This window comes from Mesorhizobium sp. M0761 (assembly GCF_040320205.1).
Classification (GTDB): domain Bacteria; phylum Pseudomonadota; class Alphaproteobacteria; order Rhizobiales; family Rhizobiaceae; genus Mesorhizobium.
Map to the genome: position 1 here is coordinate 219,263 of NZ_JAMYPF010000009.1, position 21,457 is coordinate 240,719.

The 21,457-nt window shown below is 62.9% G+C and carries 17 protein-coding genes and 1 tRNA gene; 7 read left to right on the forward strand and 11 right to left on the reverse strand.

The features are described 5' to 3' along the window. Positions 1-144 precede the first annotated feature (144 nt). Complete coding sequence (locus NKI32_RS17485) at positions 145-2,871, reverse strand: autotransporter domain-containing protein (protein WP_353003062.1); 2,727 nt, start codon at positions 2,869-2,871, stop codon at positions 145-147. 740 nt (positions 2,872-3,611) lie between these two features. Here NKI32_RS17485 and NKI32_RS17490 point away from each other — a divergent pair. The 3 genes from NKI32_RS17490 to NKI32_RS17500 all read left to right on the forward strand — a co-directional run bounded on the left by NKI32_RS17490 (position 3,612) and on the right by NKI32_RS17500 (position 6,225). Next, the gene (locus NKI32_RS17490) at positions 3,612-4,073 is read left to right on the forward strand and encodes a GNAT family N-acetyltransferase (RefSeq protein ID WP_353003063.1); all 462 of its coding nucleotides are present in this window, start codon (positions 3,612-3,614) and stop codon (positions 4,071-4,073) included. Positions 4,074-4,285: 212 nt separating this feature from the next. Continuing rightward, positions 4,286-4,669 carry an ACT domain-containing protein gene (locus tag NKI32_RS17495; protein WP_023700600.1) on the forward strand — a complete coding sequence of 128 codons (384 nt, stop codon included), beginning with the start codon at positions 4,286-4,288 and terminating at the stop codon, positions 4,667-4,669. 122 nt (positions 4,670-4,791) lie between these two features. Beyond that, complete coding sequence (locus NKI32_RS17500; protein ID WP_353003064.1) at positions 4,792-6,225, forward strand: aldehyde dehydrogenase family protein; 1,434 nt, start codon at positions 4,792-4,794, stop codon at positions 6,223-6,225. A 62-nt stretch (positions 6,226-6,287) separates the two neighbouring features. On the opposite strand, the gene NKI32_RS17505 is transcribed toward NKI32_RS17500, so the two are convergent. From NKI32_RS17505 to NKI32_RS17545, 9 genes are all read right to left on the reverse strand, one after another. Beyond that, positions 6,288-7,598 (reverse strand): HlyD family type I secretion periplasmic adaptor subunit, encoded by a 1,311-nt coding sequence (locus NKI32_RS17505; RefSeq protein ID WP_023682885.1) that lies wholly within the window; start codon positions 7,596-7,598, stop codon positions 6,288-6,290. Then, on the reverse strand, positions 7,595-9,331 hold the full coding sequence (locus NKI32_RS17510; protein WP_023672554.1) for a type I secretion system permease/ATPase: 1,737 nt from the start codon (positions 9,329-9,331) through the stop codon (positions 7,595-7,597). The genes NKI32_RS17505 and NKI32_RS17510 overlap by 4 nt, the downstream gene beginning before the upstream one ends. A 34-nt stretch (positions 9,332-9,365) precedes the next feature. Next, on the reverse strand, positions 9,366-9,788 hold the full coding sequence (locus tag NKI32_RS17515) for a hypothetical protein (protein ID WP_023682883.1): 423 nt from the start codon (positions 9,786-9,788) through the stop codon (positions 9,366-9,368). Positions 9,789-9,860: 72 nt separating this feature from the next. Beyond that, entirely contained in the window at positions 9,861-13,202 is a 3,342-nt protein-coding gene (locus NKI32_RS17520; RefSeq protein WP_353003065.1) for a M10 family metallopeptidase C-terminal domain-containing protein, read from the reverse strand. 291 nt (positions 13,203-13,493) lie between these two features. Beyond that, complete coding sequence (locus tag NKI32_RS17525) at positions 13,494-13,997, reverse strand: hypothetical protein (RefSeq protein ID WP_023682882.1); 504 nt, start codon at positions 13,995-13,997, stop codon at positions 13,494-13,496. 143 nt (positions 13,998-14,140) lie between these two features. Then, positions 14,141-14,380, reverse strand: a complete 240-nt coding sequence (locus NKI32_RS17530) for a hypothetical protein (protein ID WP_023682881.1) — start codon at positions 14,378-14,380, stop codon at positions 14,141-14,143. A 203-nt stretch (positions 14,381-14,583) separates the two neighbouring features. After that, positions 14,584-15,216: a hypothetical protein gene (locus NKI32_RS17535; RefSeq protein WP_023682880.1), complete on the reverse strand. Its 633-nt coding sequence runs from the start codon at positions 15,214-15,216 to the stop codon at positions 14,584-14,586. A gap of 9 nt (positions 15,217-15,225) precedes the next feature. Beyond that, positions 15,226-15,299: transfer RNA gene (locus NKI32_RS17540), tRNA-Gln, on the reverse strand. 147 nt (positions 15,300-15,446) lie between these two features. Then, positions 15,447-16,394 carry a lysylphosphatidylglycerol synthase domain-containing protein gene (locus tag NKI32_RS17545; protein WP_023715377.1) on the reverse strand — a complete coding sequence of 316 codons (948 nt, stop codon included), beginning with the start codon at positions 16,392-16,394 and terminating at the stop codon, positions 15,447-15,449. 349 nt (positions 16,395-16,743) lie between these two features. Between NKI32_RS17545 and NKI32_RS17550 the strand changes: the two genes are divergently transcribed. Beyond that, positions 16,744-18,087 carry a Ppx/GppA phosphatase family protein gene (locus tag NKI32_RS17550; protein ID WP_353003066.1) on the forward strand — a complete coding sequence of 448 codons (1,344 nt, stop codon included), beginning with the start codon at positions 16,744-16,746 and terminating at the stop codon, positions 18,085-18,087. Beyond that, the gene (locus tag NKI32_RS17555; RefSeq protein WP_352463589.1) at positions 18,084-18,794 is read left to right on the forward strand and encodes an RlmE family RNA methyltransferase; all 711 of its coding nucleotides are present in this window, start codon (positions 18,084-18,086) and stop codon (positions 18,792-18,794) included. The genes NKI32_RS17550 and NKI32_RS17555 overlap by 4 nt, the downstream gene beginning before the upstream one ends. 217 nt (positions 18,795-19,011) lie before the next feature. Here NKI32_RS17555 and NKI32_RS17560 read toward each other — a convergent pair whose 3' ends face one another. Beyond that, positions 19,012-20,433, reverse strand: coding sequence for an MFS transporter (locus NKI32_RS17560; RefSeq protein WP_353003067.1), 1,422 nt, complete (start codon positions 20,431-20,433; stop codon positions 19,012-19,014). A gap of 243 nt (positions 20,434-20,676) precedes the next feature. Between NKI32_RS17560 and NKI32_RS17565 the strand changes: the two genes are divergently transcribed. After that, positions 20,677-20,922 (forward strand): type II toxin-antitoxin system Phd/YefM family antitoxin, encoded by a 246-nt coding sequence (locus tag NKI32_RS17565; RefSeq protein ID WP_023673036.1) that lies wholly within the window; start codon positions 20,677-20,679, stop codon positions 20,920-20,922. After that, positions 20,919-21,374 (forward strand): PIN domain-containing protein, encoded by a 456-nt coding sequence (locus tag NKI32_RS17570; RefSeq protein ID WP_023673035.1) that lies wholly within the window; start codon positions 20,919-20,921, stop codon positions 21,372-21,374. The genes NKI32_RS17565 and NKI32_RS17570 overlap by 4 nt, the downstream gene beginning before the upstream one ends. Positions 21,375-21,457: the final 83 nt, after the last annotated feature.

The window sequence follows — 21,457 nt, forward strand, 5'->3', positions numbered from 1 at the left end:
TTGTTTTTGTTGAAATGATCGATTTTTGTGAACGTTTAGGGCGGCCGAGGTCAGAATGAGAAAGAGCGGCCGGGCGAAACCTGGAGCCGCCCTAGATCATGATGAATCCCATCACGATCTAACCCCACTTTTTGGGATCATGCCCTAGTATTTCATCCCAATTCGCGCGGCGATCGTATGGTCCTGGCTGTCGCCGTTGCTGCCGACCGCGGTGCTGTAGTTCAGCCCGAAGGCAATACCGCCGATTTGCGCATCGACGCCGAGCCCGATTGACAAATAGTCGTTGGAAAAGGCATCTGCGTCCAGCGCGTAGGGCGTGGTGCCGATATCGGCATAGCCGAGGCTGACGCGGCTGGAGCCGGCAAAGTCGTGCGTATACTCAAAGCGCGCGCGCGGTGTGAGCAGACCCCAGCTGGTAGGAATGTTGTTCTCGATGCGCAGGCCAAGGGTGCCCGACAGCGTGTCGACGGTCTGCTTGCCGAAGGTCAGATTATAGATGTCGCCACCCGTCTCGGTGAAGCCGTCAAGCGTGGAGTGGGACCCCGACAGACGTCCATAGGGTGATATCAGAGAGTCCGGCCGGCGAAATTCGTAGCCCGCCGTCAGCGACCCGAAGACCTGGCTTCCGTCGCGCGTTCCAGACGCGAAATCGCCGGTATCGGTCACATAGCGCTCACTGTCGAAATTGAGGGCGCCATAGCCGGCAAGGCCATCGACAAAAAAACCTGGCGCCGGGCGGTAGCTGCTATAGGCGGCGACCGAGATGGCATGGGCGCGGCTTTCGGTGCCGTTGCTCCCGACGTCGGTGACGTCATGGCCATAGCCAAACCCGAGACCGGCGGTGAAGGCCGGGGAAAAGCGGTAGTCGGCACCGACGCTCACGCCGACCAGCGTATGGTCGAGCTTGATGGCTCCATCGTCATCGGTGCCGAAATTGACGTAGCCGCCGCTCCAGAAGGCCAGTTCGCCAAATGGGTTCTCGGCCGGCAGTGACGACGTCTGGGTGTCCACGTCCGTGCCAGTTGAAGACTGTCCGGTCTTGATCGGCGACGCGCCGGTCGAAGTCCTGTCCTGCTTTGCGTTGGCGTTGGGCTGAATGCGCTCCGGATTGGGCGCTCCGTAAGTGGACTGCGACGATGCCGTGGCGATTGCGGCGAGCTCCGGATCGTTCGCCGCATTCTGCTGCTGAGCGTATGCGTCGGGATTGTCCGACGATTGCTGGACGGCAACGCTGAGGCCTATCGAATTGTGGCGCTGGTCGCCCTCATTGTGGAGCTGTTCCAGCCTCTGTCCAAATCCCTGGATCTGAATGTCGGCGAAGTGCTTTGCCGCCTCCACCTGTGCCCGAATCAGGCCGATCACTTCCGGATCGCGGGAGGGGTCGGGCCGTGCCGTGACGTTGATGGTCACGGTTGCCGGAGGTGACGTTCCGTCGGCATTGGAGAGCGTGTAGGTCAGGCTGGTTGTGCCGGCAAAGGTGGCTGCCGCGGCAAACTGCAGGATATAAGCGCCGCCATCGGGCACAATGGAAGCCGTGCCCGCTTCGCTCGGCGGCGGCGAGGCAATCGTGGCGCTGGTAAACGGCCCATTCGTAGCCCCTTGCGTCAGGTCGAGGGACCCGGTCGTTCCGGCCATCACGTCCAGCGTGTGGTCCTGTGCCGACGGCAAGTGGATCTCGACGACCACAGTGTAGTCACGTTGGCCAGTAAAGCCGTTGCTGTCCGTGGCCCGCACCGTAAAATCGTAATTGGCCGCGACAGTGGGTGTGCCAGCCAGTGTACCCCCAGGCGAGAGTGCGAGGCCGGGAGGCACCGAGCCGGAAACCACGGTGAAGGTGTAGGGTGCGGCGCCGCCATTGGGGCTGCTTGCGGTGATGGTCTGGCTGTACGGCGTGCCAATATGTGCATTCGGCAATGTTGCCGGCGAAAACTCCACCGTCACCGTGGTGCAGGACAGGACAAGATTGGTCACGTCGGCTCCCGCCACCGTGCCCGAGGCCGTCGTCACCGTGCATGTCTGGTCGGCCGGCTTGGCAGTAACCTCAACGCTCCAGTTGGAGCCGGTCAGCAGGCCATCCGCAAAGGCAAAAGTAGTATCGCCGACATTCACGTCCCTGGTTTGCGTCCCTGCCGGCGAGCTTGATGTCAATTTCAAACTCACCGTCCCGGTCTGACCGCTCGCCGTGCCGCTGATCACATAGAGCGGCTCATCAAAACAGATCAATGCGGACCCATCGCCTGAATTGACGCCTTCCGCCACCGCAGCCGATTGCAGCGAGCCGGCATCCGATGATCCGCCGCCGCCGCCGCCGCCGGCGCCGTTCCAGTTCTGCTGGCACGAGGTCGTGCCGACGCCTGCGCCGCCACCACCGCCGCCGACAGTAGCCCCGCCACCGCCGCCACCAGCATATCCGGCGCCCAGGAAAGAGCCTGAGAAATTTCGTGCAGTTCCGCCTTGGCCATTTGTCTGACCGGCCGTGCCAGGAAAACTATCGCACCCAGCGCCGATCGCGCCACCGGCACCTACAGTGCCACCTTCACCGCCAAAGGGGCCAAGGCCGCCCGAAACATCGGTTCCTGCCGAGCCGGATCCCCCGCTCTTGCCACCGGCGCCACCAGCTATCGAATTTGTAGTGTGCCAGCCCCCGTTGCCACCGCCGCCACCGCCGCCAGCAATTGCCAGGCGGGTTCCGCCCAGCCGCAGGTCGGTCGCCCCGCCACCATCGCCGCCGTCGGGAGTGCCGCTCGCGCCACCGGGATTGACCGCGAGCGAGCCACGGCCGCCAACGCCGACAGAAAGGATGTCACCCGGCGCGACAGTCAAGGAACCGCTCACCTGGCCGCCGAGCCCGCCGGCGCCGCCTGGGCTCAATGGGCTCCCCCCGATGGTGCCGGCGCCGCTCTTGCCAACCCCGCCTTGCGCTCCCTTGAGGTATACTGTGGCGGAATGGGTGTTGCCAGGAACCGAGATGGACTGGTCGCCGCCAGTAAAGCTAAAAGCATGAGCTGTCTGTGTGGGACTACAAGACTGCGCGAGCGCTGACGTCGTGCCCGCGAGCGCGTAGACGACCGTCATCGCGCCTAACAAACGTGAGATTGTACGCTTTGCCAGCCCTCGATGCATGGCGCCCCCCCCGTCAGCCCGTCCAGTGCTTCTCCGCTTATATTATGATGCCAAGACTAGATCAAATAGAAATTTGAACCAGTGGTAGGTTGAATGTCCAACAATATTAGCTGTTGCTGTTTTTTTGTACGCGTACGAGAGCCCTACTCGACGGCAGCAGTTTAGGGCGAGCAACCACCGCGCAAGGTGACGACTGGCGTTGCCTGGCAGTACACTTATGGCCTTGCCGGCGCCGGCCGCTCTGCCGCGCGGCTCAACTCGGAGGCTGGGCCAACGCCAAAATCTTGACAGCGCCGCGCTTCCTGCTCCAGCGTGGCGTCATGTTCGTTTTCTCGTTCGCCATCGCCAAGCGACGCCGTTCCTGCACCACGCAGTGTGGCAAGCTGTTTGCGCGACGAAAAGGACCGGCCCAATAAAATTCCGGTTCGTTCGTTCCAGCCCCGCCCGCGACGTTTGCCGGCGGGGTTTTCATGTCTGGAGCCTTTGCCATGTCCAATTCTTCCATCCTGTTTCGACCGGCCCAATCAGCGGACGCTGCCGCCATCAAGGACATTGTGCGTGCCGCCTATGCCAAATGGGTGCCTCTGATCGGCCGCGAGCCGCTGCCGATGCGCGCCGACTATGACAAGGCGGTCGCCGAACATCCGTTCGATCTCGCCATCGAAAATGGCCGCATCGTCGGCATGATCGAGACCATGCCGGCCGACGATCATCTCTGGATCGAGAATGTCTGCGTCGCGCCACAGGCGCAGGGCAGGGGAATCGGCCGGCTGTTGCTGGAACGGGCGGAGCAGAAGGCGCTGGAGGCCGGCTGCTTCGAACTGCGCCTGCTGACCAATGGCGCCTTCATGGCTAATGTGTTGTTGTACAAACGGCATGGCTATACGATCGACCGGGAGGAGCCGTTCATGAACGGCATCACGGTCTATATGAGCAAGAAACTGGGGTGATGGCCGATAACAGGGAGGATCGGATGGCAGTCAGGGTCCGGTTGAAGCCGCTCTCGGGGAGGTACGCGGTTTCGCGCCTCGAAGCAAAAGACAGCATTCCCGGCTGGGCGGACGGGCTCACTATACGATCGACCGGGAGGAGCCGTTCATGGGCGGCATGACGGTCTATATGAGCAAGAAACTGGGTGACGGCCGATAACAGGGAGGATCGGATGGCAGTCAGGGTCCGGTTGAAGCCGCTCTCGGGGCGGTATGCGGTTTCGCGCCTCGAAGCAAAAGACAGCATTCCCGGCTGGGCGGACGGGCCGGGCTTCGTCAGCATTACCAGGACCGACGACGAGCTTTCGGTTGTCTGCCTGCAGGATCGGGTGCCGGACGGGGTGAAGCATGACAGGGACTGGGTCGCCCTGAAACTCCAAGGTCCCTTTGCCTTCGACGAAACCGGCATCGTCCTGTCGGTGATAAAGCCATTGTCGGAAAACGAACTCGGCATTTTTCTGGTATCCACCTTCGATGGTGACCATCTGCTCGTCAAAGCCAAGGATGAAGCCGCGGCAAGGGGGCTTCTGGTCGCGGCGGGGCACACGCTTCTGTAGCCGTCGGCTCAATCGCCCGCCCTTGCGTTTGACATCGCTCTTGCCCCATCGTTATCCCTGAACCGATACGACGATCTGGCGATCGCCTCCCATCAATTCAGAAATCCCCCGAGGAGAAGCCCATGTCACACAATCTGCAGTTCTATATCGACGGCGTGTGGGTCGATCCTGTCGTGCCCAGCACACTCGACGTCATCGACCCGTCAAACGAAGATGCTTTCGCTCAGATTTCGCTCGGCTCAAAGGCCGATGTCGACAAGGCGGTTGCGGCCGCCAAGCGCGCCTTCGAGACATTCGGGTTCACTTCGGTCGAGGAGCGCCTCGATATCCTCAACCGCATAATCGAGGTCTACAAGAAGCGCAGCGCCGATCTGGCGCTGGCCGTATCGCGCGAGATGGGCGCGCCGCGCCAGATGGCACTCGACAGCCAGGTCGGCATTGGCCTGGCACATCTGCGGAAGATGGCCGAGGTGCTGAAGTCGTTCGAATTCCGCCACGTCAAGGGCTCGTCGCTGATCGTCAAGGAGCCGATCGGGGTCGTCGGCCTGATCACGCCGTGGAACTGGCCGCTGAACCAGATCACCTGCAAGGTCGGTCCTGCGCTCGCCGCCGGCTGCACCATGGTGCTGAAGCCCTCGGAAATCGCACCGCTCGACGCCATCATCTTTGCCGAAATCATCGACGAGGCCGGCGTTCCCAAGGGCGTCTTCAACCTCGTCAACGGCGACGGCCCGGGCGTCGGCCAGGCGCTGTCCAGCCATCCCGATGTCGACATGATGTCGTTCACCGGTTCGACCCGCGCCGGCATCCTGGTCGCCAAGGCGGCCGCCGACACGGTCAAGCGCGTGCATCAGGAGCTTGGCGGCAAGTCGGCCAACATTCTATTTCCCGATGTCGATCTTGAAAAGGCCGTCAGCAAGGGCGTCGCCGGCTGCTTCAGCAACTCGGGCCAGTCCTGCAATGCGCCGACCCGCATGTTCGTGCCGCGCGACCGCCATGACGAAGCGACCGGCTACGCCAAGACGGCGGCCGAAAAATTGACCGTCGGCCCGGCCGATGCGGCCGGCACCAAGCTCGGCCCGGTGGTCAGCCAGATCCAGTTCGACAAGATCCAGGACCTGATCCAGGCCGGCATAGATGAAGGCGCCACGCTGGTCGCGGGTGGACCGGGGCGTCCGGCCGAGCTCAACCGCGGCTACTATGTCCGCCCCACCGTGTTCGCCGACGTCACATCAGATATGCGCATCGCGCGCGAGGAAATCTTCGGGCCGGTGCTGGCGATCATGCCTTACGACACCGTGGAAGAGGCGATCGGCACCGCCAACGACACTGTCTATGGGCTGGCGTCCTACATCCAGGCCAAGGATATCGAGAAGGCCCGCGAAGTCGCCGCCCGCATGCGCACCGGCAATGTCTACATCAACTATCCGCAATGGGACGCCGGCCTGCCATTCGGCGGCTACAAGCAATCCGGCAACGGCCGCGAATACGCCGAATACGGGCTGGAGGATTTCCTCGAGATCAAGGGCATCGCCGGCTATGAGGCGGCGGAGTAGGCCTAACCCTTGGGGACCGGCAACCAGCCGGTCTCGAGGCTTCAGCTCTTAAAGGTGCGGCTTCATTCTTCGCGGAAGGCTTTCTGGATCTGATCCGACAGCGGCTTCACCAGATAGGAAAGCATCGTCCGGTCGCCCGTCGGGAAGAACACCTCGGCCGGCATGCCCGGCGCCAGCGCCAGCCCCCGCAGCTTGGCGACCTCGGTTTTCGGAAGCGCCACCCGCGCCACATAGAAGGCTGCTCCGGTACGCTCTTCGATGGTGAGATCCGCCGAGATCCGCGACAGCGTCCCGGTCAGCTCCGGCGTGGTTTGCCGATTGAACGCCGACAGGCGCAAAATCGCATTCTGGCCCATCGTCACCTGGTCGATATCCTGCGGTGCGATATGCGCTTCAACGGTCAGGTCGTCCGTCACCGGTACGATCTGCATCACCTGTTCGCCGGGGGTGATGACCCCGCCGATCGTATGCACCGCCAACTGCAGCACCACGCCATCCTGCGGGCTGCGCAGATCGATGCGCTTCAACTGGTCCTCGGCCGCTACCTTGCGTTCGACGAACTCGGAGATCTTTCCCTGGGTATCGCGTAAATCGGTCGCGACCTCGCTGCGAAGATCCTGGTCGATCTGGATGATCTGCAGTTCGATCTCGGACGCCTTGCCTTTCACCTGGGCAATTCCCGCGGTCAACTGGCCATGCTCGCCTTCGAGCCGCACCGCGTCCCGTTCCAGCGACGTCATGCGGTCGATTCCTATCAGCTTGCGATGCCAGAGCGACCGCACACCTTCCAGCTCGATCCCTATCAGCTCGATCTCGCGGCGTTTCGCCTGCAGCTGCTCGGTCAGGCCGGCACTCTCCTGCTTCAACTGCGCGATCCGTTCGCGCAATTGCGATCGCTGGCCAGACCGCGCCTGGTGCCGGAAATCGAACAGCGATTGTTCTCCGGCCATCGATGCGGCGACACCGGCTTCGTCGCGCCGCGATGTCAAAACGTCCGGAAAGCTGATCGTGTCCTTGCCGTCACGCTCCGCCTCCAGGCGCGCCAACCGTGCATAAAACTCATCCAGACCTTTTGAGACGATCGCCAGATTGGCGCGCGTTGTCGTCTCGTCCAGCCGCACCAGAATATCGCCCGCCTTGACCCGGTCGCCTTCACGCACCCTGATCTCGCCGACCACGCCGCCCGTCGGATGCTGAACCTTCTTTACATTGGAATCGACCACCAGCCGGCCAGCTGCGATCACCGCACCCGACATCTTGGTCACCGCCGCCAGGCCGCCAACACCTCCGACAAGCAGCAGACAGGTAGCAACGCCAGCCACGAGATAGCGGCGGACCTGCCGGTGATGCAAAGCGCTTCTGTCCTCGCTCATGCCGGAACGCCTCGCTCCGTGGCGGCAACGACCTTGAGCGGCGCTGCCGATCGGAAGACCTTGTTCAGCACCTCGTCCTTCGGACCGAAGGCCTGCACATGGCCATTGGCCATCACCAGCACCGTATCGACATTGGCCAGCACACTGGACCGGTGCGCGACGACGATAACGATGCCGCCGCGGTCCCTGATGCCCTGGATCGCTGCGGACAAGGCCACTTCACCCTCCGAGTCGAGATTGGAATTCGGCTCGTCCAGGATGACCATGAACGGATCGCCATAAAGAGAGCGCGCCAGCGCGACACGCTGGCGTTGCCCCGCCGACAGCGAGGCGCCGGCTTCGCCAACCTTCGTGTCGTAACCGTCGGCCAGATGCACGACGAGATCATGCACGCCGGCGGCCTTGGCTGCCGCAAGCACCATGTCGGATGACGCATCCGGGTCGAAGCGGGCGATGTTCTGCGCAATCGTGCCGTCGAACAACTGCACATCCTGCGGCAGATAGCCGATATGTTTACCCAGCTCGTCGGCCGGCCACTGGTCAAGCGTCGCGCCGTCCAGCCGCACGGCGCCGCGCGCCGGAAGCCAGACACCTGCAAGCGTACGCACCAGCGATGATTTGCCGGAAGCACTCGGGCCGATGACCCCCAGGCCTGCTCCCCTGGCCAGTGAAAAACTTGCATCCCACACCACCGGCGTGCGTTCGCCCGGCGGCGCGACACTGACATTCTCGACCGCCAGCGCGCTGACAGGCGCGGGCAGGGTCACGCCGGTTGCGCCTTCCGGCAGCGCGGACAGAAGCTGCTTCAGGCGTGCCCAGCTTTGCCGCGCCGAAATGAAACCCTTCCAATGCGCTATCGCCAGTTCGATCGGAGCCAGCGCCCTGCCCATCATGATCGAGCTTGCGATCATGATGCCGCCGGTCGCCTCTTGCTTGATGACCAGATAAGCGCCGATCGCCAGCATTGCCGATTGCAGCATCAATCGCAGGATCTTGGAAATCGTGCCAAGCGTTCCCGCGACATCGCTGGCCGCCGCATGGGCGTTCAGGTACTCGGCATTGACGGCAGACCACCGCTCGGCGATACGCCCGCCAAAACCCATGGCCTGCATGGCTTCGGCATTGCGCCTTGTCGCCTCGGCCAACGTGCTGCGGACGGCTGCGTGCTGTCCGGCGATCCTTGTCGGGCCGCGGGTCCGGAATTCGGCCAGAAGCGTCAGTGCAAACAGGACAACGGCGCCGGCAAGCGCGGTAACGCCGATCCAGAAATGAAAAATGAAACAGATGCCGATATAGAGCGGCATCCATGGCAGGTCGAACAAAGCGGTCGGTCCGGCACTGCCGATAAAGGATCGGACCTGATCGAGATCCCGTAGGGGTTGCAGCCCGTCGCCGGAAGGCTTGGCGCGCAGCGGCAGGCGCATCAGCGCCGAATAGACCGACGGGCTCAGCTTTGCGTCCAGCTCCTGTCCCAGCCGCACCATGAGGCGGGAGCGGATCAGCTCCAGCACTCCCTGAAACACGAACAATGTTCCCGCAAGCACCGCCAGGCCGACCAGCGTCGGCACGCTGCGACCCGGAACGACGCGGTCATAGACTTGCAACATGAAGAACGAGCCGGTCAGGGTCAGCACGTTGACGACCCCGCTCATCAGGACGATGCCCGAAAACGCACGTCGAAACGACGCCAGGATTCCGACCAGCGTAAGCGGCGTCGATGGCGTCAGCTGCATGCAGGCTCGCAATCAGGATATGGCATCTCGTCCTTCAATAGATAACTGCCTTGAGTGTGACATGGACGGGCAAGCCGGCCTGGAACTGCGCGCTGCCCCGCGCCACCAGCCAGCCGTCCGCACGCTCCAGGCGCGCAACGACCTGCAGCGTTGGTGAAGCGGTCGAGCTTGCGGGCAGGGGCAAGGAAAATTCTATCGTCTTTGAGCCGCCCTCGCTCTTGAGGCTGGTTTTGGCGGCGCGGCGTCGCCCACTGTCCTGAATGGCGGGATCCTCAAGATAGATCTCGAGATGACCTTCCGGGATAGCCTTGCCGCCCACAAAGGTGACGGCGCCGCGAATATCTGTTGCGCGAATATCTGGCGCGCGAATATCTGGCGATTGCGCTGCCGCTGCCCCGGTGGCCGCGGCGACTGCCGCAACTCCGGCGGCCATTAACACTGTGCGGCGGTCAGTCATCGCGTCCTCTCCCTTTTCACTGCGCTGGGGTATGCGGGAGGGCAGCCTGACGGCACCCCTCCCGGCAACGCGTTAGATGACAATGAAGTCTGCAGCCGAAAGATCCAGATTTGTGTTCAGGTGTGCAAACTGAACGGCCGCTCCCTGTCCGGAACCATCGGCGTCGTAAGACAATATTCCACTGTCGGTGTCGTAGATGATGCGGTCGTCGGCATCATGAGCAGCGCCGGCTGCGCTCTTGTAGAATGAGCCCAGGGCGAGGGCGCCGTCGCCGCCAACGCTGGCAAAGATGAGGTTGTCCAGCAGGATCGTATCGTCGGCGACCTTGAAGTCCTTGATCCAGTCGATATTGCCGTTCCCGAGTTCTGTCGAAAAGCGGAAATAGTCGTCGCCGGCGCCGCCGGTCAGCGTATCGGCAGCCAGCCCGCCATCCAAAAGGTCGCTGCCGCCGCCGCCATTGAGCGTATCGGCGCCCGCAACGCCCGGCTGAGCTGGTACCGGCGGGAATTCGACCGATACGTTCAGCTTGTAAGTCGAGCCCTCCGGCACGGATTCGACCCAGCCATCGCCAGGAGCCGAGTCCGACCATTCGCCCTCCACAATATAGTAGGTTCCGGTTTCCTGAACGATGAAGCTGGTGCTCGAATCGCGGCCGTTGTTGGAGCCGGGGTCGTTGCCGCCATCGTCGTTCTGGGCGACGATATTGCCATCGCTGTCCAGCACCCTGACGATGCTGTCATGGACATTGGGGTCGGCAATGCCATCGATGTCGATGGTGATGATCGTGCCGGCCGCCAGGTTGATGCTGTAATATCCGCCCAAGCCGTTTCCGGTGGCATTGACGGTGGTGTGAAGGGTGGTCGTCGAATCGAAGATGTCGGGGTCAGCCGTCAGCGAGAAGTTGTTCGAGATGTCGAAGGCGGTCGAGACCGAATTGTTGGTCGCGTCCGGTCCGAGCGTGGCGTAGCCGGTGCCCATGCCCGGGCGTGGCGGAGCATCGCCCTGATAGGCGAAATCGCCGAGCAGGGTGTCATCGCCGCCGCCGCCGTCGATCTTGTCGGCGCCGCCCTGGCCGGTCAGCACATTGGCCGCGCCATCGCCGGTCAGGTGATCGTTGAAGCCCGAGCCAGCCAGATTTTCGATCGAGATATAGGTGTCGCCGCCGGATTTGCCGCCACCCAGTTTGAGGTTTTGCCCGCTGGCCGCGTCGGCGTAGTCCGCCGTGTCGCTGCCGGCGCCGCCATTCAATATATCGGCGCCGCCACCGCCGGTCAGCGTGTCGTTGCCGGCGCCGCCGGAAAGTTTGTTGGCCTGGGCGTTGCCGATGAGATGGTCGTCGAAGAACGACCCGACGGCGTTTTCGAAGCCGACCAGGATGTCGTGCCGGATAACGGTGCCGCGCCCGACGATCTGCACCGGGCCATCGCCGTCGCCGCCATTGGCCGTGCCATTGGCGAGGTCGATCGTCACACCGGCGGAGCTGCCTTCGTAGACGACCGTATCAATGCCGGCGCCGCCATCCAGATAGTCCTGGCCGGCGCCGCCGATGATCGTGTCGTTGCCGGCTTCACCGTACAGGATGTCGCCGTCATTGCCGCCATCCAGTATGTCGTTGCCGCCGCCGCCGTTGAAATAGTCGCCGCCGCCCCGGCCCCAGAAATGATTTTCCGCCGACGTACCGATGAAACGGTCGATGCGGTCATCGGAGCCGATCAGGTTCTCGATGCTGTAGAAGGTGTCGCCCGTGGCGGTTCCGCCGCTGGCCACGTTCGTCTCGAGGTTGACGAGCAGTTGGAAGGGGCTCTCCTTGCTGAAGTCGACCGTGTCGACGCCGGCGCCGCCCCGGAATATATCGACGCCATCCTGGCCGCTCAGCGTATCGTCGCCGTCGCCGCCGTCGAGGATGTCGTTGCCTTGGCCGCCGAGGATCGTATCGTTGCCGCGGCCGCCATAGAGCGTGTCATTGCCGTCGTCGCTCTCGGTCTGGTCTGGAAGGTCGGCGACATCGATGGTGTTGTTGATGTCGCGGCTGGCGAGCGAGTCGCGGCCGCCGATGATGAGGTCATCGCCGCCCTGGCCGAAGATCGTGTCGTCGCCGGCGCCGCCGTCGAGCGTATTGTTGCCATTGTCGCCGAAGATGACGCTGGTCAGCGTGTTGTCGCCGATGATCGGCAGGGTTTCGGTGCCGCCGCCTCCAGGCTGGAGTGTCGACTCGTCGGCGTAGATGATGTGTTCGACGTTGGCGATTTTCCGGATATTCAAGTTCCGGTTCAGCAGAACGACCGTGTCATTCCCGCCATTGGCTTCCTCGCGCACGATGTCGTCGAGGGAGTCGACGAAGTAGGTGTCGTCGCCGCCATTGCCGGCCATGCGGTCGCCGCCGCCGCGGCCATCCAGCACGTTGGCTCCGTCATTGCCGATCAGGACGTCGTCATAGCTGCTGCCGATGCCGTTCTCGATGTAATAATCGGTGCCATCGGCGTTGTGCCCGGCGAAGATCGACACATTGTTGCTGTGGCCGTTGACGCTGGAGAACTGTCCGGCGCGCAAATCGAGGATCGTGCCGGCCGTCGAGCCGGAGAAGTCGATCGTGTCGGCTCCGCCGGTGTCATGGATGACAAAACCGATATCGTGCTGCATGCCCGAGGAGGTCAGCCGGTAGCCATCCACAGCACTGCCGAAGCCGTAGACGTTGTCGCCCGTGTTGAGATCGATATGCTGATAGGTGCGCACGCCGTTCTCGTCGACGGTGGAGAAAAAGCGGCGGATGACCGCCTCGATGTCGGCCATCATCGGCGTTGACGCCGACCAGCGGCTGGTTTCACCGACATCGATCCCGTCGAAATAGGACATGACGCTGTATTGCTGACGGTCGTAGGTCCAGGTCGCATTGTTCAGATAATTGATCTGTACGCCGCCGGGGCCGCTGTAATTGTAGAGCCCGGGGTGGTTCAGCCCGAACTCATGACCGAATTCATGGATGAAGGAATCGAAGACATAGCCGCCAATATCCGTCTTGTTGACCTCGGTATCGTGGAAACGCTGGCCGATGCTGACATAGCGGTCGTTGGAATAGGCGCTGCCGTCGTCCTCTTCGCCCAGTTCGGGGCTGACAACCTGCATCCAGTCCGTTGCGCTGTTGTATGGTGCATTGTCGACGATTTCGAACTTCAAAGGGGTGACACTGGCCCACATCTGCAAGGCGCCGATCGCGGCGGCCTTGTATTCGGGATGGTCATTGAGCTCGGAGACATTGATCCTCAGCGTTCCCGCCGCGATCGCCGGCGTTATCGACCGGTCCAGCGCTCCAAGGTAGGTGAGGAAGGCCCCGTAATCTTCGCTTTTGCCGTACGGGTTGTCCGGCGTCTGGTCGTTGACCCACCATTGATCGCTGGTTTGGCTTGGGTTCGGCATCCTTGGGACTCCTTGGTCTCGCAGCCGTGGCAATTACGGCTGTATGGTTTAGCAGTTGCCAACCACCGACAAGCATCGTTTGCGTTTGCCGGTCGAGCCCCGTCCCAGTGCCAACAATGCTATTGGAATCTTCACTTGTCTAGCCTCAGTTCGCGCTCGGTACATATGAAGGTTCTTGGGCGCGCTTGTACCGGCGGGTTTTGAGATACTGGTTTGGTGTTAATTGAGCTATCGCTAATCTATGGTCGTACCTCGCCCGTAGGCACGAGGGGCTGAATGCGCAAGCGTGCTTCAGGAACCCGTCCGGCGCGCGAAATGTTCATATGTCACGCGCCAGGGGTCGCTCTCCGCTCGTCTCTCCTCACCGATCCAGTGAAAGCTGGCGGCGGTGATCTCGGTGAACCGCCACCGCGCCTGCAGGCCGCGCGAGTCGGCGCCCATCTGGACGATGTCCTTGCCTTCGGCCCGCCCGATCTGGCGCGAGTAATCCTGGTTGAGCGGATCGCTCCAGATAATGTGCCAGCCACCGATCCCGGGATCGAAGACGCGCAAGGTCGTGCCATACATGGTGGACGGGGCAGGGCGCCTGGGCCTGATCCAGATGTCCTGAATGGCGCGGCCTTCGAGCACCCAGCCAAAGTGACACTCGCCATCCGATTTCTGGATTGTGCCGTCGTTGCGGTGGTGAACCGTCTCCATGTCCCAGCTGCCAATCAACCATCCATAGAGGTCCATGTCTTTCGCCCGGTCGGCTGGCGGACCTTCGGATGCGAGAGCGGTGAGAAACGTCGTCATGATTGTCTCCAGGGCAAGCCTCGCGGAAACGCTGGGCGCCACAACCCTTGCAGCGTTGCGGGCCCGGGTCTTGGGAAAAATTGCTGTAGTGCCGCGGCTGCCGACCTTCCGCGTTCGCGCCATATCGCATCTATGCACCAATGCTAATGTAGCGTCGGCGGGTACCCCAATGCCCGCCTGGCCGGCGCCTCCTCAGGCAATCTCTTGGATGAGCGGCGCCGGCCGCTGGCTTGGGCGCAACCAAACTCCTGCCGGAGAACGCCAGCTGCCCAATCGCGCAGTTCTGGAGAAGCATCGCCCGATTTCATGATCGACACGGCCAGCGCCGCCATGTCTGCAGGCGGCTTGTTGTGCGAGGTCACATAGGTGAAATAGCCGGCCATGATGAAATGACCGGCGGGACGATCTGGAGTGCCGCCAAAGCTATTGCGCGCCAGCGTTTGGGCGGGCCGGGTGCTGGAACGTCATCCTTGTCCACGAAATCGACCATTCTGCTCTGTCCAAAAGCCGGGAGAACACAATCCGAAAGGATGATCTACATTAGTTAAAATGCGGATAAATCCTTATGGGAGATGCTGTCGCTGCCCTAGTCGGTCCCTTCCGGCGGCGCCTCATCTTGCCAGCCGGCCAGCTCCGGCAGGTCGTCCAGCCAGCTTTTCTCCGTCATCAAGATTTCGCCGGCCTGTGGTGCCGCCTCAGTGGCGTTTTGAATAAGCCAGTCCATCCACTTTCGATAAGCGGCTGGGGCCAGTTCGGGCGGCAGCACCTTGGCCTTGGCCAGCATGCGTTTACGGAAGCTGAGCTGCCTGCGCAGTTTGGTCGTCGTGAATTTTGTCGCCTTGCCCTGGTATTCCACCGTCCAGCGCCCATCGCCGTGGCTGGTCAGCCTGTCGATGGCAAAACCGGCATCGACCGGCCTGTCCCGCCAGGGAAGCTCGATGGCGTTCCGCCTCAGATCGAGAGCCCATCGCCTATAGTCCGCCCCGGCACGCTGCGGCGGCAGAACGCCGGCCTGTTCGAGGATTTTCCTGCGAAAGGTAGGCTGCTTCTTGATCTGGCCGGTTGTCAGCTCGATGCGATGCCCACGGAACTCGACATGCCAGCGGATTCTCCCGTTGCCGACATATTTTGCCAGCCTGTCGATGGCGAACTCGTCGTCGGACAACTCCACGCATCCCTGGCGGATGCGTTCGAGGATGTACTGGCTGTCAGTGGGCATGACGTGCCTTGGCTGGGGAACCTGGATTCGAACCAGGACTAACGGAGTCAGAGTCCGTGGGTCTACCGTTAACCTATTCCCCAGCAGGCGCTGTCGCGCTGGTGGGCCGCCGAAGCAGCCGCGCGTGCCTTGTAGCCGCCGCCGGAAAATAGTCAAGCCTAAGCTGCGTTTCAATCACAGCGTTTCATAGGGGCAATTACGCCCGGGTGGCGCGCCGCACCCAATGATCCTCAGCTCTCCGTCCGGCTGTATTGCGAATGTTCGAAGAACAGCACCACGCCGAGCGCGATCAGCAGCGGGATGATCAGGTAAAACAGCCGGAACACCAGAAGTGCCGCCAACACGCCGACCGGGTCCATATCAGACAGGCCCGCGAGGAACACGACCTCGAACACGCCGAGCCCGCCCGGCGCGTGCGAGATCTGCGCAACCGAGAATGACACCAGGAACACGCCGAGGATGACGAAATAGCCGGGATTGCCGGCAACGGGCAGGGCAAAGAAGATGATCGCCGCCGCCGCCAGAAGCTCGATCGGGCCGATCAGCAATTGCCGCGCCACGATCGGCAGCGCCGGGTAGTGCAACTGGAAGCCGGCGATTTTCAGCGGCTTCAGATGCAGCCAGCTGCCGAAGATGTAGGCGCCGACCAGGATCAGCAAAGCGATGCCGGCGGCGATCGCCAGGCCGTGGTGCGGGGCGCCGGAAAAGCGGTCGATGATTGCAGGCTCGAAAACCAGCACCAGGCCGCCGACCAGAATGCTGGAGAGCACGAAGGTGATCCAGCAGATCGCCACCAGAATGCCGACATCCTGGCCGGTCAGCCCCCTGGTGCCGTAGGCGCGGTAGCGGATCACGGCGCCCGAAAACACCGAGCCGCCGATATTGTGCGACAGCGCATAGGTGGTGAAGGAGCAGAAGGTGACGAACAGCCACGACATCTTCTTGCCGATATGTAGAAGGGCAATGTGGTCGTAGCCGGCAAGCGAGGCGTAGGCGACCACCGAGCTCAGTGCCGCAAGCATCCATCCGCGCGTCGGGATGGCTGATATGCCGTCCCAGACATCGTCGATCGAGATGCCGCGCAACTCATGCCACAGCAACAACAGCGACCCGATGACCGCCGCGACACCGATGACCGGCCACAGATAGCGCTTCCAATTCGTGGCCCCCCAATTCATGGAGTTGTCGTCATGTGTTGCTGCCCATCGCCCAGGCGGGCGTTAAAACGTCCGCGATTCACCAATTCCCCCTCATTTCAGAAATGCCTCATTGAAGCCGGCTATTCAACCGGCAAGGGTGAGCAGCCGGTTCGCCAACGGCGAATTCGTCGTGCCAGTGGCAAGATGAAAGGCTAGCGAACGCCGGGACGCTGCAAAGCAGCGGGGATCTGGCAGGACGCAGCCGGCAAAATTTGAGTCCTTGCTCTTGGTGATCCGGTCCGGCGCTGCTACTCTGGCGGCAACTTAAAAGATTGAAGCGCCTGCTGCGTCCGGTTTTCCGGTTCGCGCGGCGCCGGAAGGAACTGAAGTGGAAGACCACGACACCGGCGCTGGCGCGCCGGAAGTGGGCGTGTCCAGGGCTTCGCCGCCATCAGGCGGGCCAAGCCCATCCGCCGGGCGGCCCCGCCAGGCGGGGCCCCAGTCCGGCAACGGACAGGCCGGCGACGCCCAGCATCAGCGCGGCAAGGCGAGAAAGCGGCGCAAGCGCCGGCGTGGGCGCAAGGTTTTTGCGCGCGACGACAGCCCTCTCGCAACGGCCGCAGCGGTCGGTGCGCCGGCCTCCGTCGGCCCGGCCGCTCCAGCGCCGGTGCCTTTGCCCTCGGCCCCACAACCCCGACCGGAACAGCCCATGCATCGGCCGCCGATGCAGGAACTGCCGGTGTTTGCCGCGCTCGATCTCGGCACCAACAATTGCCGGCTGCTGGTCGCGGTGCCGCAACGCCACGGCCAGTTCCGCGTCATCGACGCCTTCTCGCGCATCGTCAGGCTGGGCGAGGGGCTGACCGCCAATGGGCACCTGAGCCAGGCGGCGACGGACCGCGCCGTCGAGGCGCTGAAAATCTGCGGCGACAAATTGCGCAACCGCAAGATCAGGAAAGCCCGGCTGATCGCCACTGAAGCCTGCCGCACCGCCGACAATGGCGTCGAATTCCTGCAGCGCGTCGAACGAGAGGCGGGGTTGAAGCTGGAAATCATCGATCGCCAGACCGAGGCGCGTCTGGCTGTATCCGGCTGCGGCTCGCTGATCGAGCGCGACACGCAAGGCGTGGTGCTGTTCGACATTGGCGGTGGCTCGTCCGAAATCGCGCTGATCGACCTCACCGGCCAGCGCTCGCCGCGGCTGGCCAACCACATCGTGTCGTGGACGTCGCTGCCGGTCGGCGTTGTCTCGCTGGCCGAGCGCTTTGGCGGCCGCACGGTGACGCGCGAGATCTTTGCCGCCATGGTCGATGATGTCGCGGTGCGGCTAAAGTCCTTCGACGGCCGCGACCGGCTGAGCCATGTGCTGGCCAGTCCGAAATTCCATCTGCTGGGCACATCCGGCACGGTGACGACGCTGGCCGGCGTCCATCTCGATCTCGAACGCTACGACCGGCGCCGCGTCGACGGGCTGTGGATGGACCGCGACAGCGTCGACCGCATGGTCGAAAAACTGGTCGGCTGGGATTTCCAGCAGCGCTGCGCCAACCCGTGCATCGGCGCCGACCGTGCCGATCTTGTGCTGGCTGGCTGTGCTATTCTTGAAGCGATCCGAGCGGTGTGGCCGTCGGAGCGGCTGCGCGTTGCCGACCGGGGCTTACGCGAAGGCATTTTGAGCGAGCTGATGGCCGATGACGGCGTCTGGCGCAACAGTGGGCGAGGCCGACAGTGACCAAGAAGCCGGAAAAGCCGGGCTCCGCCAGCATTCGCGTCCTCAAAACACGAATCAAGAAGAAGTCGGGCCTCAAAGAATCGTCGCGCCGCTGGCTGCAGCGCCACATTAACGATCCCTATGTCCAGAGGTCAAAAGCCGACGGCTACCGGTCGCGCGCGGCCTACAAGCTGATCGAGATCGACGACAAGCATCATCTGCTGAAACCCGGCATGAAGGTCATCGACCTCGGTGCGGCCCCCGGCGGCTGGTGCCAGGTGGCGGCCGCGAGGACCAAGTCGACGGCAGAAAATCCGCACGTCATCGGCATCGACTATATCGAAATGCCCGCCGTGCCCGGCGCGCCGGTGCTGCTGATGGACTTCCTTAACCCCGAGGCGCCGCAAAAGCTCGCCGAAGCGCTGGGCGGCGACCCCGATGTCGTGCTGTCCGACATGGCGGCGCCGACCACCGGCCACAAGCGAACCGACCACATCCGCACCATGCATCTGTGCGAAGTGGCCGCCGATTTCGCGCTGTCGGTGCTGAAGCCGGGCGGGCACTTTCTGGCCAAGACGTTTCAGGGCGGCGCGGAGAACGAGCTGCTGTCGATGCTCAAGAAGAACTTCCGCTCAGTGCATCACGTCAAGCCGCCGGCGTCGCGCGATGAGTCGGTGGAGTTGTATCTGCTGGCGAAGGATTTTAAGGGCAGAGACGGCACGGCGTGAAAGACGCTTCGTAGCGTTCCGTCCCTCTGTCCTGCCGGACATCTCGCCCGCAAGGGGGGAGATTGGCAGGTGCGACCGCCTCGCCATTCCTTCAAAGTTGCAAGATTGGCGAAAGCCGCGTGATATCCGATCTCCCCCCTTGCGGGGGAGATGGCCGGCAGGCCAGAGGGGGGGTGTGAAGGATCGCCGACGTCGACGATTTTCGTCGCGCCGCCCCTTACTTCCCAGCCGTGCTCACCGGCTCCAGTGTCTTCGGCGTCGTCATCCGGCCATGACCCGACACGGCGTTGCCGGCATCCGGCGCCAGCCGCATGAACGATACGGACGCCGCCGCTGACACTGCCGCCACGATGAAGAAGGCAATGTGGAAATCGCCGAGCATCAGCGGGCCGCCATGGATCGAGGTCGAGACTTCCAGGATGCCGCCGGCCAGCGCCACGCCGAGCGCGATCGACAACTGCTGGAACACCGCCGTGATCGGCGTTGCCTTGCTGGTGTCTTCAGCCGACACTTCGGCGTAGGAGAGCGCATTGACGCCGGTGAAGAACATCGAGCGGATGAAGCCGCCGACCAGCAATATGGCCAGCATCAGCGCGTAAGGCGTCTCCGGCGTGAACAGGCCGTAGATGGCGATCGATGCGGCGGCGATCAGCGAGCCCCAGATCAGCACCCGGCGGAAGGCGGCGAGCCGGAAGATCAGCGCGGTGACGAACTTCATGCCAATGGCGCCGATGGCCGAGACGAAGGTGATCATGCCCGACTGGAACGGCGTCAGCCCGAAGCCGATCTGGAACATGAGGGGCAACAGGAACGGCACCGCCCCGATGCCGATGCGAAACAGCGAGCCGCCGAGCACCGATGAGCGGAACACCGGGTTGCGGAACAGTTCCAGCGCCAGCAGCGGGTTCTTGGCGCGCCGCGCATGCAGGAGATAGAGCACGCCGGAAATCAGCCCGACCGCCACGGTGATGAGGCCGGTCGCCGGCGGCAGATAGGGCAGGCTGACCACCGACAGGCCGAAGATGACGCCGGAGGCCGCCAGCCCGCTCAGTACGAAACCGACGAAATCGAGCGGCGGCGTCTCCATCGAGTCGGTTTGCGGCAGGAAGCGCGTCGCCAGCCAGATGCCGACCAGGCCGATCGGCACGTTGATCAGAAAGACCCAATGCCAGGTGAAATAGGTGGTGATGAAGCCGCCGATCGGTGGTCCCACAAGCGGGCCGACCAGCGCCGGCACCGTCAGCCACGACATGGCCGCGACCAGCTCGCTCTTCGGCGTCGCGCGCACCAGGACCAGCCGACCGACCGGCGTCATCATGGCGCCGCCTATGCCTTGCAGGAAGCGCGAGACGACAAAGGCCGGCAGCGAGTTGGAGACGGCGCAGCAGACCGAGCCGACGATGAAGACGCCGATCGCGGCGCGAAAAATGGTCTTGGCGCCGAACCGGTCGGCCATCCAGCCGCTGATCGGAATGAAGATCGCCAGCGCCACCAGATAGGCGGTCAGCGCCAGCTTGAGCGCGATCGGGCTGGTGTGGATGTCGACGGCAATCGCCGGCAGCGATGTCGCGATGACGGTCGAATCCATGTTTTCCATGAACAAGGCGACCGCCAGAATGAGCGGAATGATGCGGTTCAACGAACGCGTCCGAACTGGTCCAAATGTGCCTGCCGGCCAATCCAAACAATGAAAAGGCGGGCAAGCCGATACAAACGGTCGGTTATCACGCCTCAGGCGCGATGTCGCATTAATTCGCTGTCACTTTTGTGCGACCGTGGGCGGACAAGAGGCGTCGCTGCGTTTCGCCACATTGAATGAACTTGCGAAAATTGACCGGGTTCACTATGCTGTAGTGAATATAACTACTATATGGACAATGCCATGGAAGAAGCCGTTTCCGCAGCCGACGCCAACCGCAAATTCTCGCTCCTCCTGCGCGGTGTCCGCGAAGGACAGAGCTATGTCGTGACCAGCCATGGGCGCCCCGTGGCGCGGATCGTGCCTGCAGGGCAGCCCGACCCTGCGGCGTCTCGTTCGCGCACAGCGCTGCTGTCGCGCCTTGAACGCCAGCCTGTTGTAGAAGCCGGGCGCTGGAGCCGCGACGAGCTTTACGAGGACGAGCGGTGAAGGTCGCGCTCGATACCAACATCCTTGTTTATGCCGAGGGGATCAACGGAGCCGAGAAGCGCGACATCGTTTTCGGCCTGCTGCACGACATTGCGCAAGAGGCAGCCGTCATTCCAGTCCAAGTGCTCGGCGAATTGTTCACGGTTCTCACACGCAAGGCCGGACGATCACGTGCACAAGCGCGCGACGCCCTGTTGAGCTGGCGCGACGCGTTTCCGGTTGTCGGCACGACGCCGGAGGTGATGACGGTCGCGGCTGATCTTGCGACCGATCACCATTTCGGCATCTGGGATGCGACCATCCTGTCTGTTGCCTCGCAAACCGGTTGCCGGCTGCTGCTGTCGGAAGATCTGCAGGACGGCTTCACCTGGGGCGGCGTAACGGTCGTCAATCCTTTCGCGTCACCGCGCCATGTCTTGCTCGATGCCCTGTTGGGCAAGTCCGCCGAATAGGCCACGACCGGCTTTTCAACCACGCCGCGACGTGTTACCAGCCAGCGCCAATCCTGAAAGGGAAGAAACGAGTCGGCGCTGTC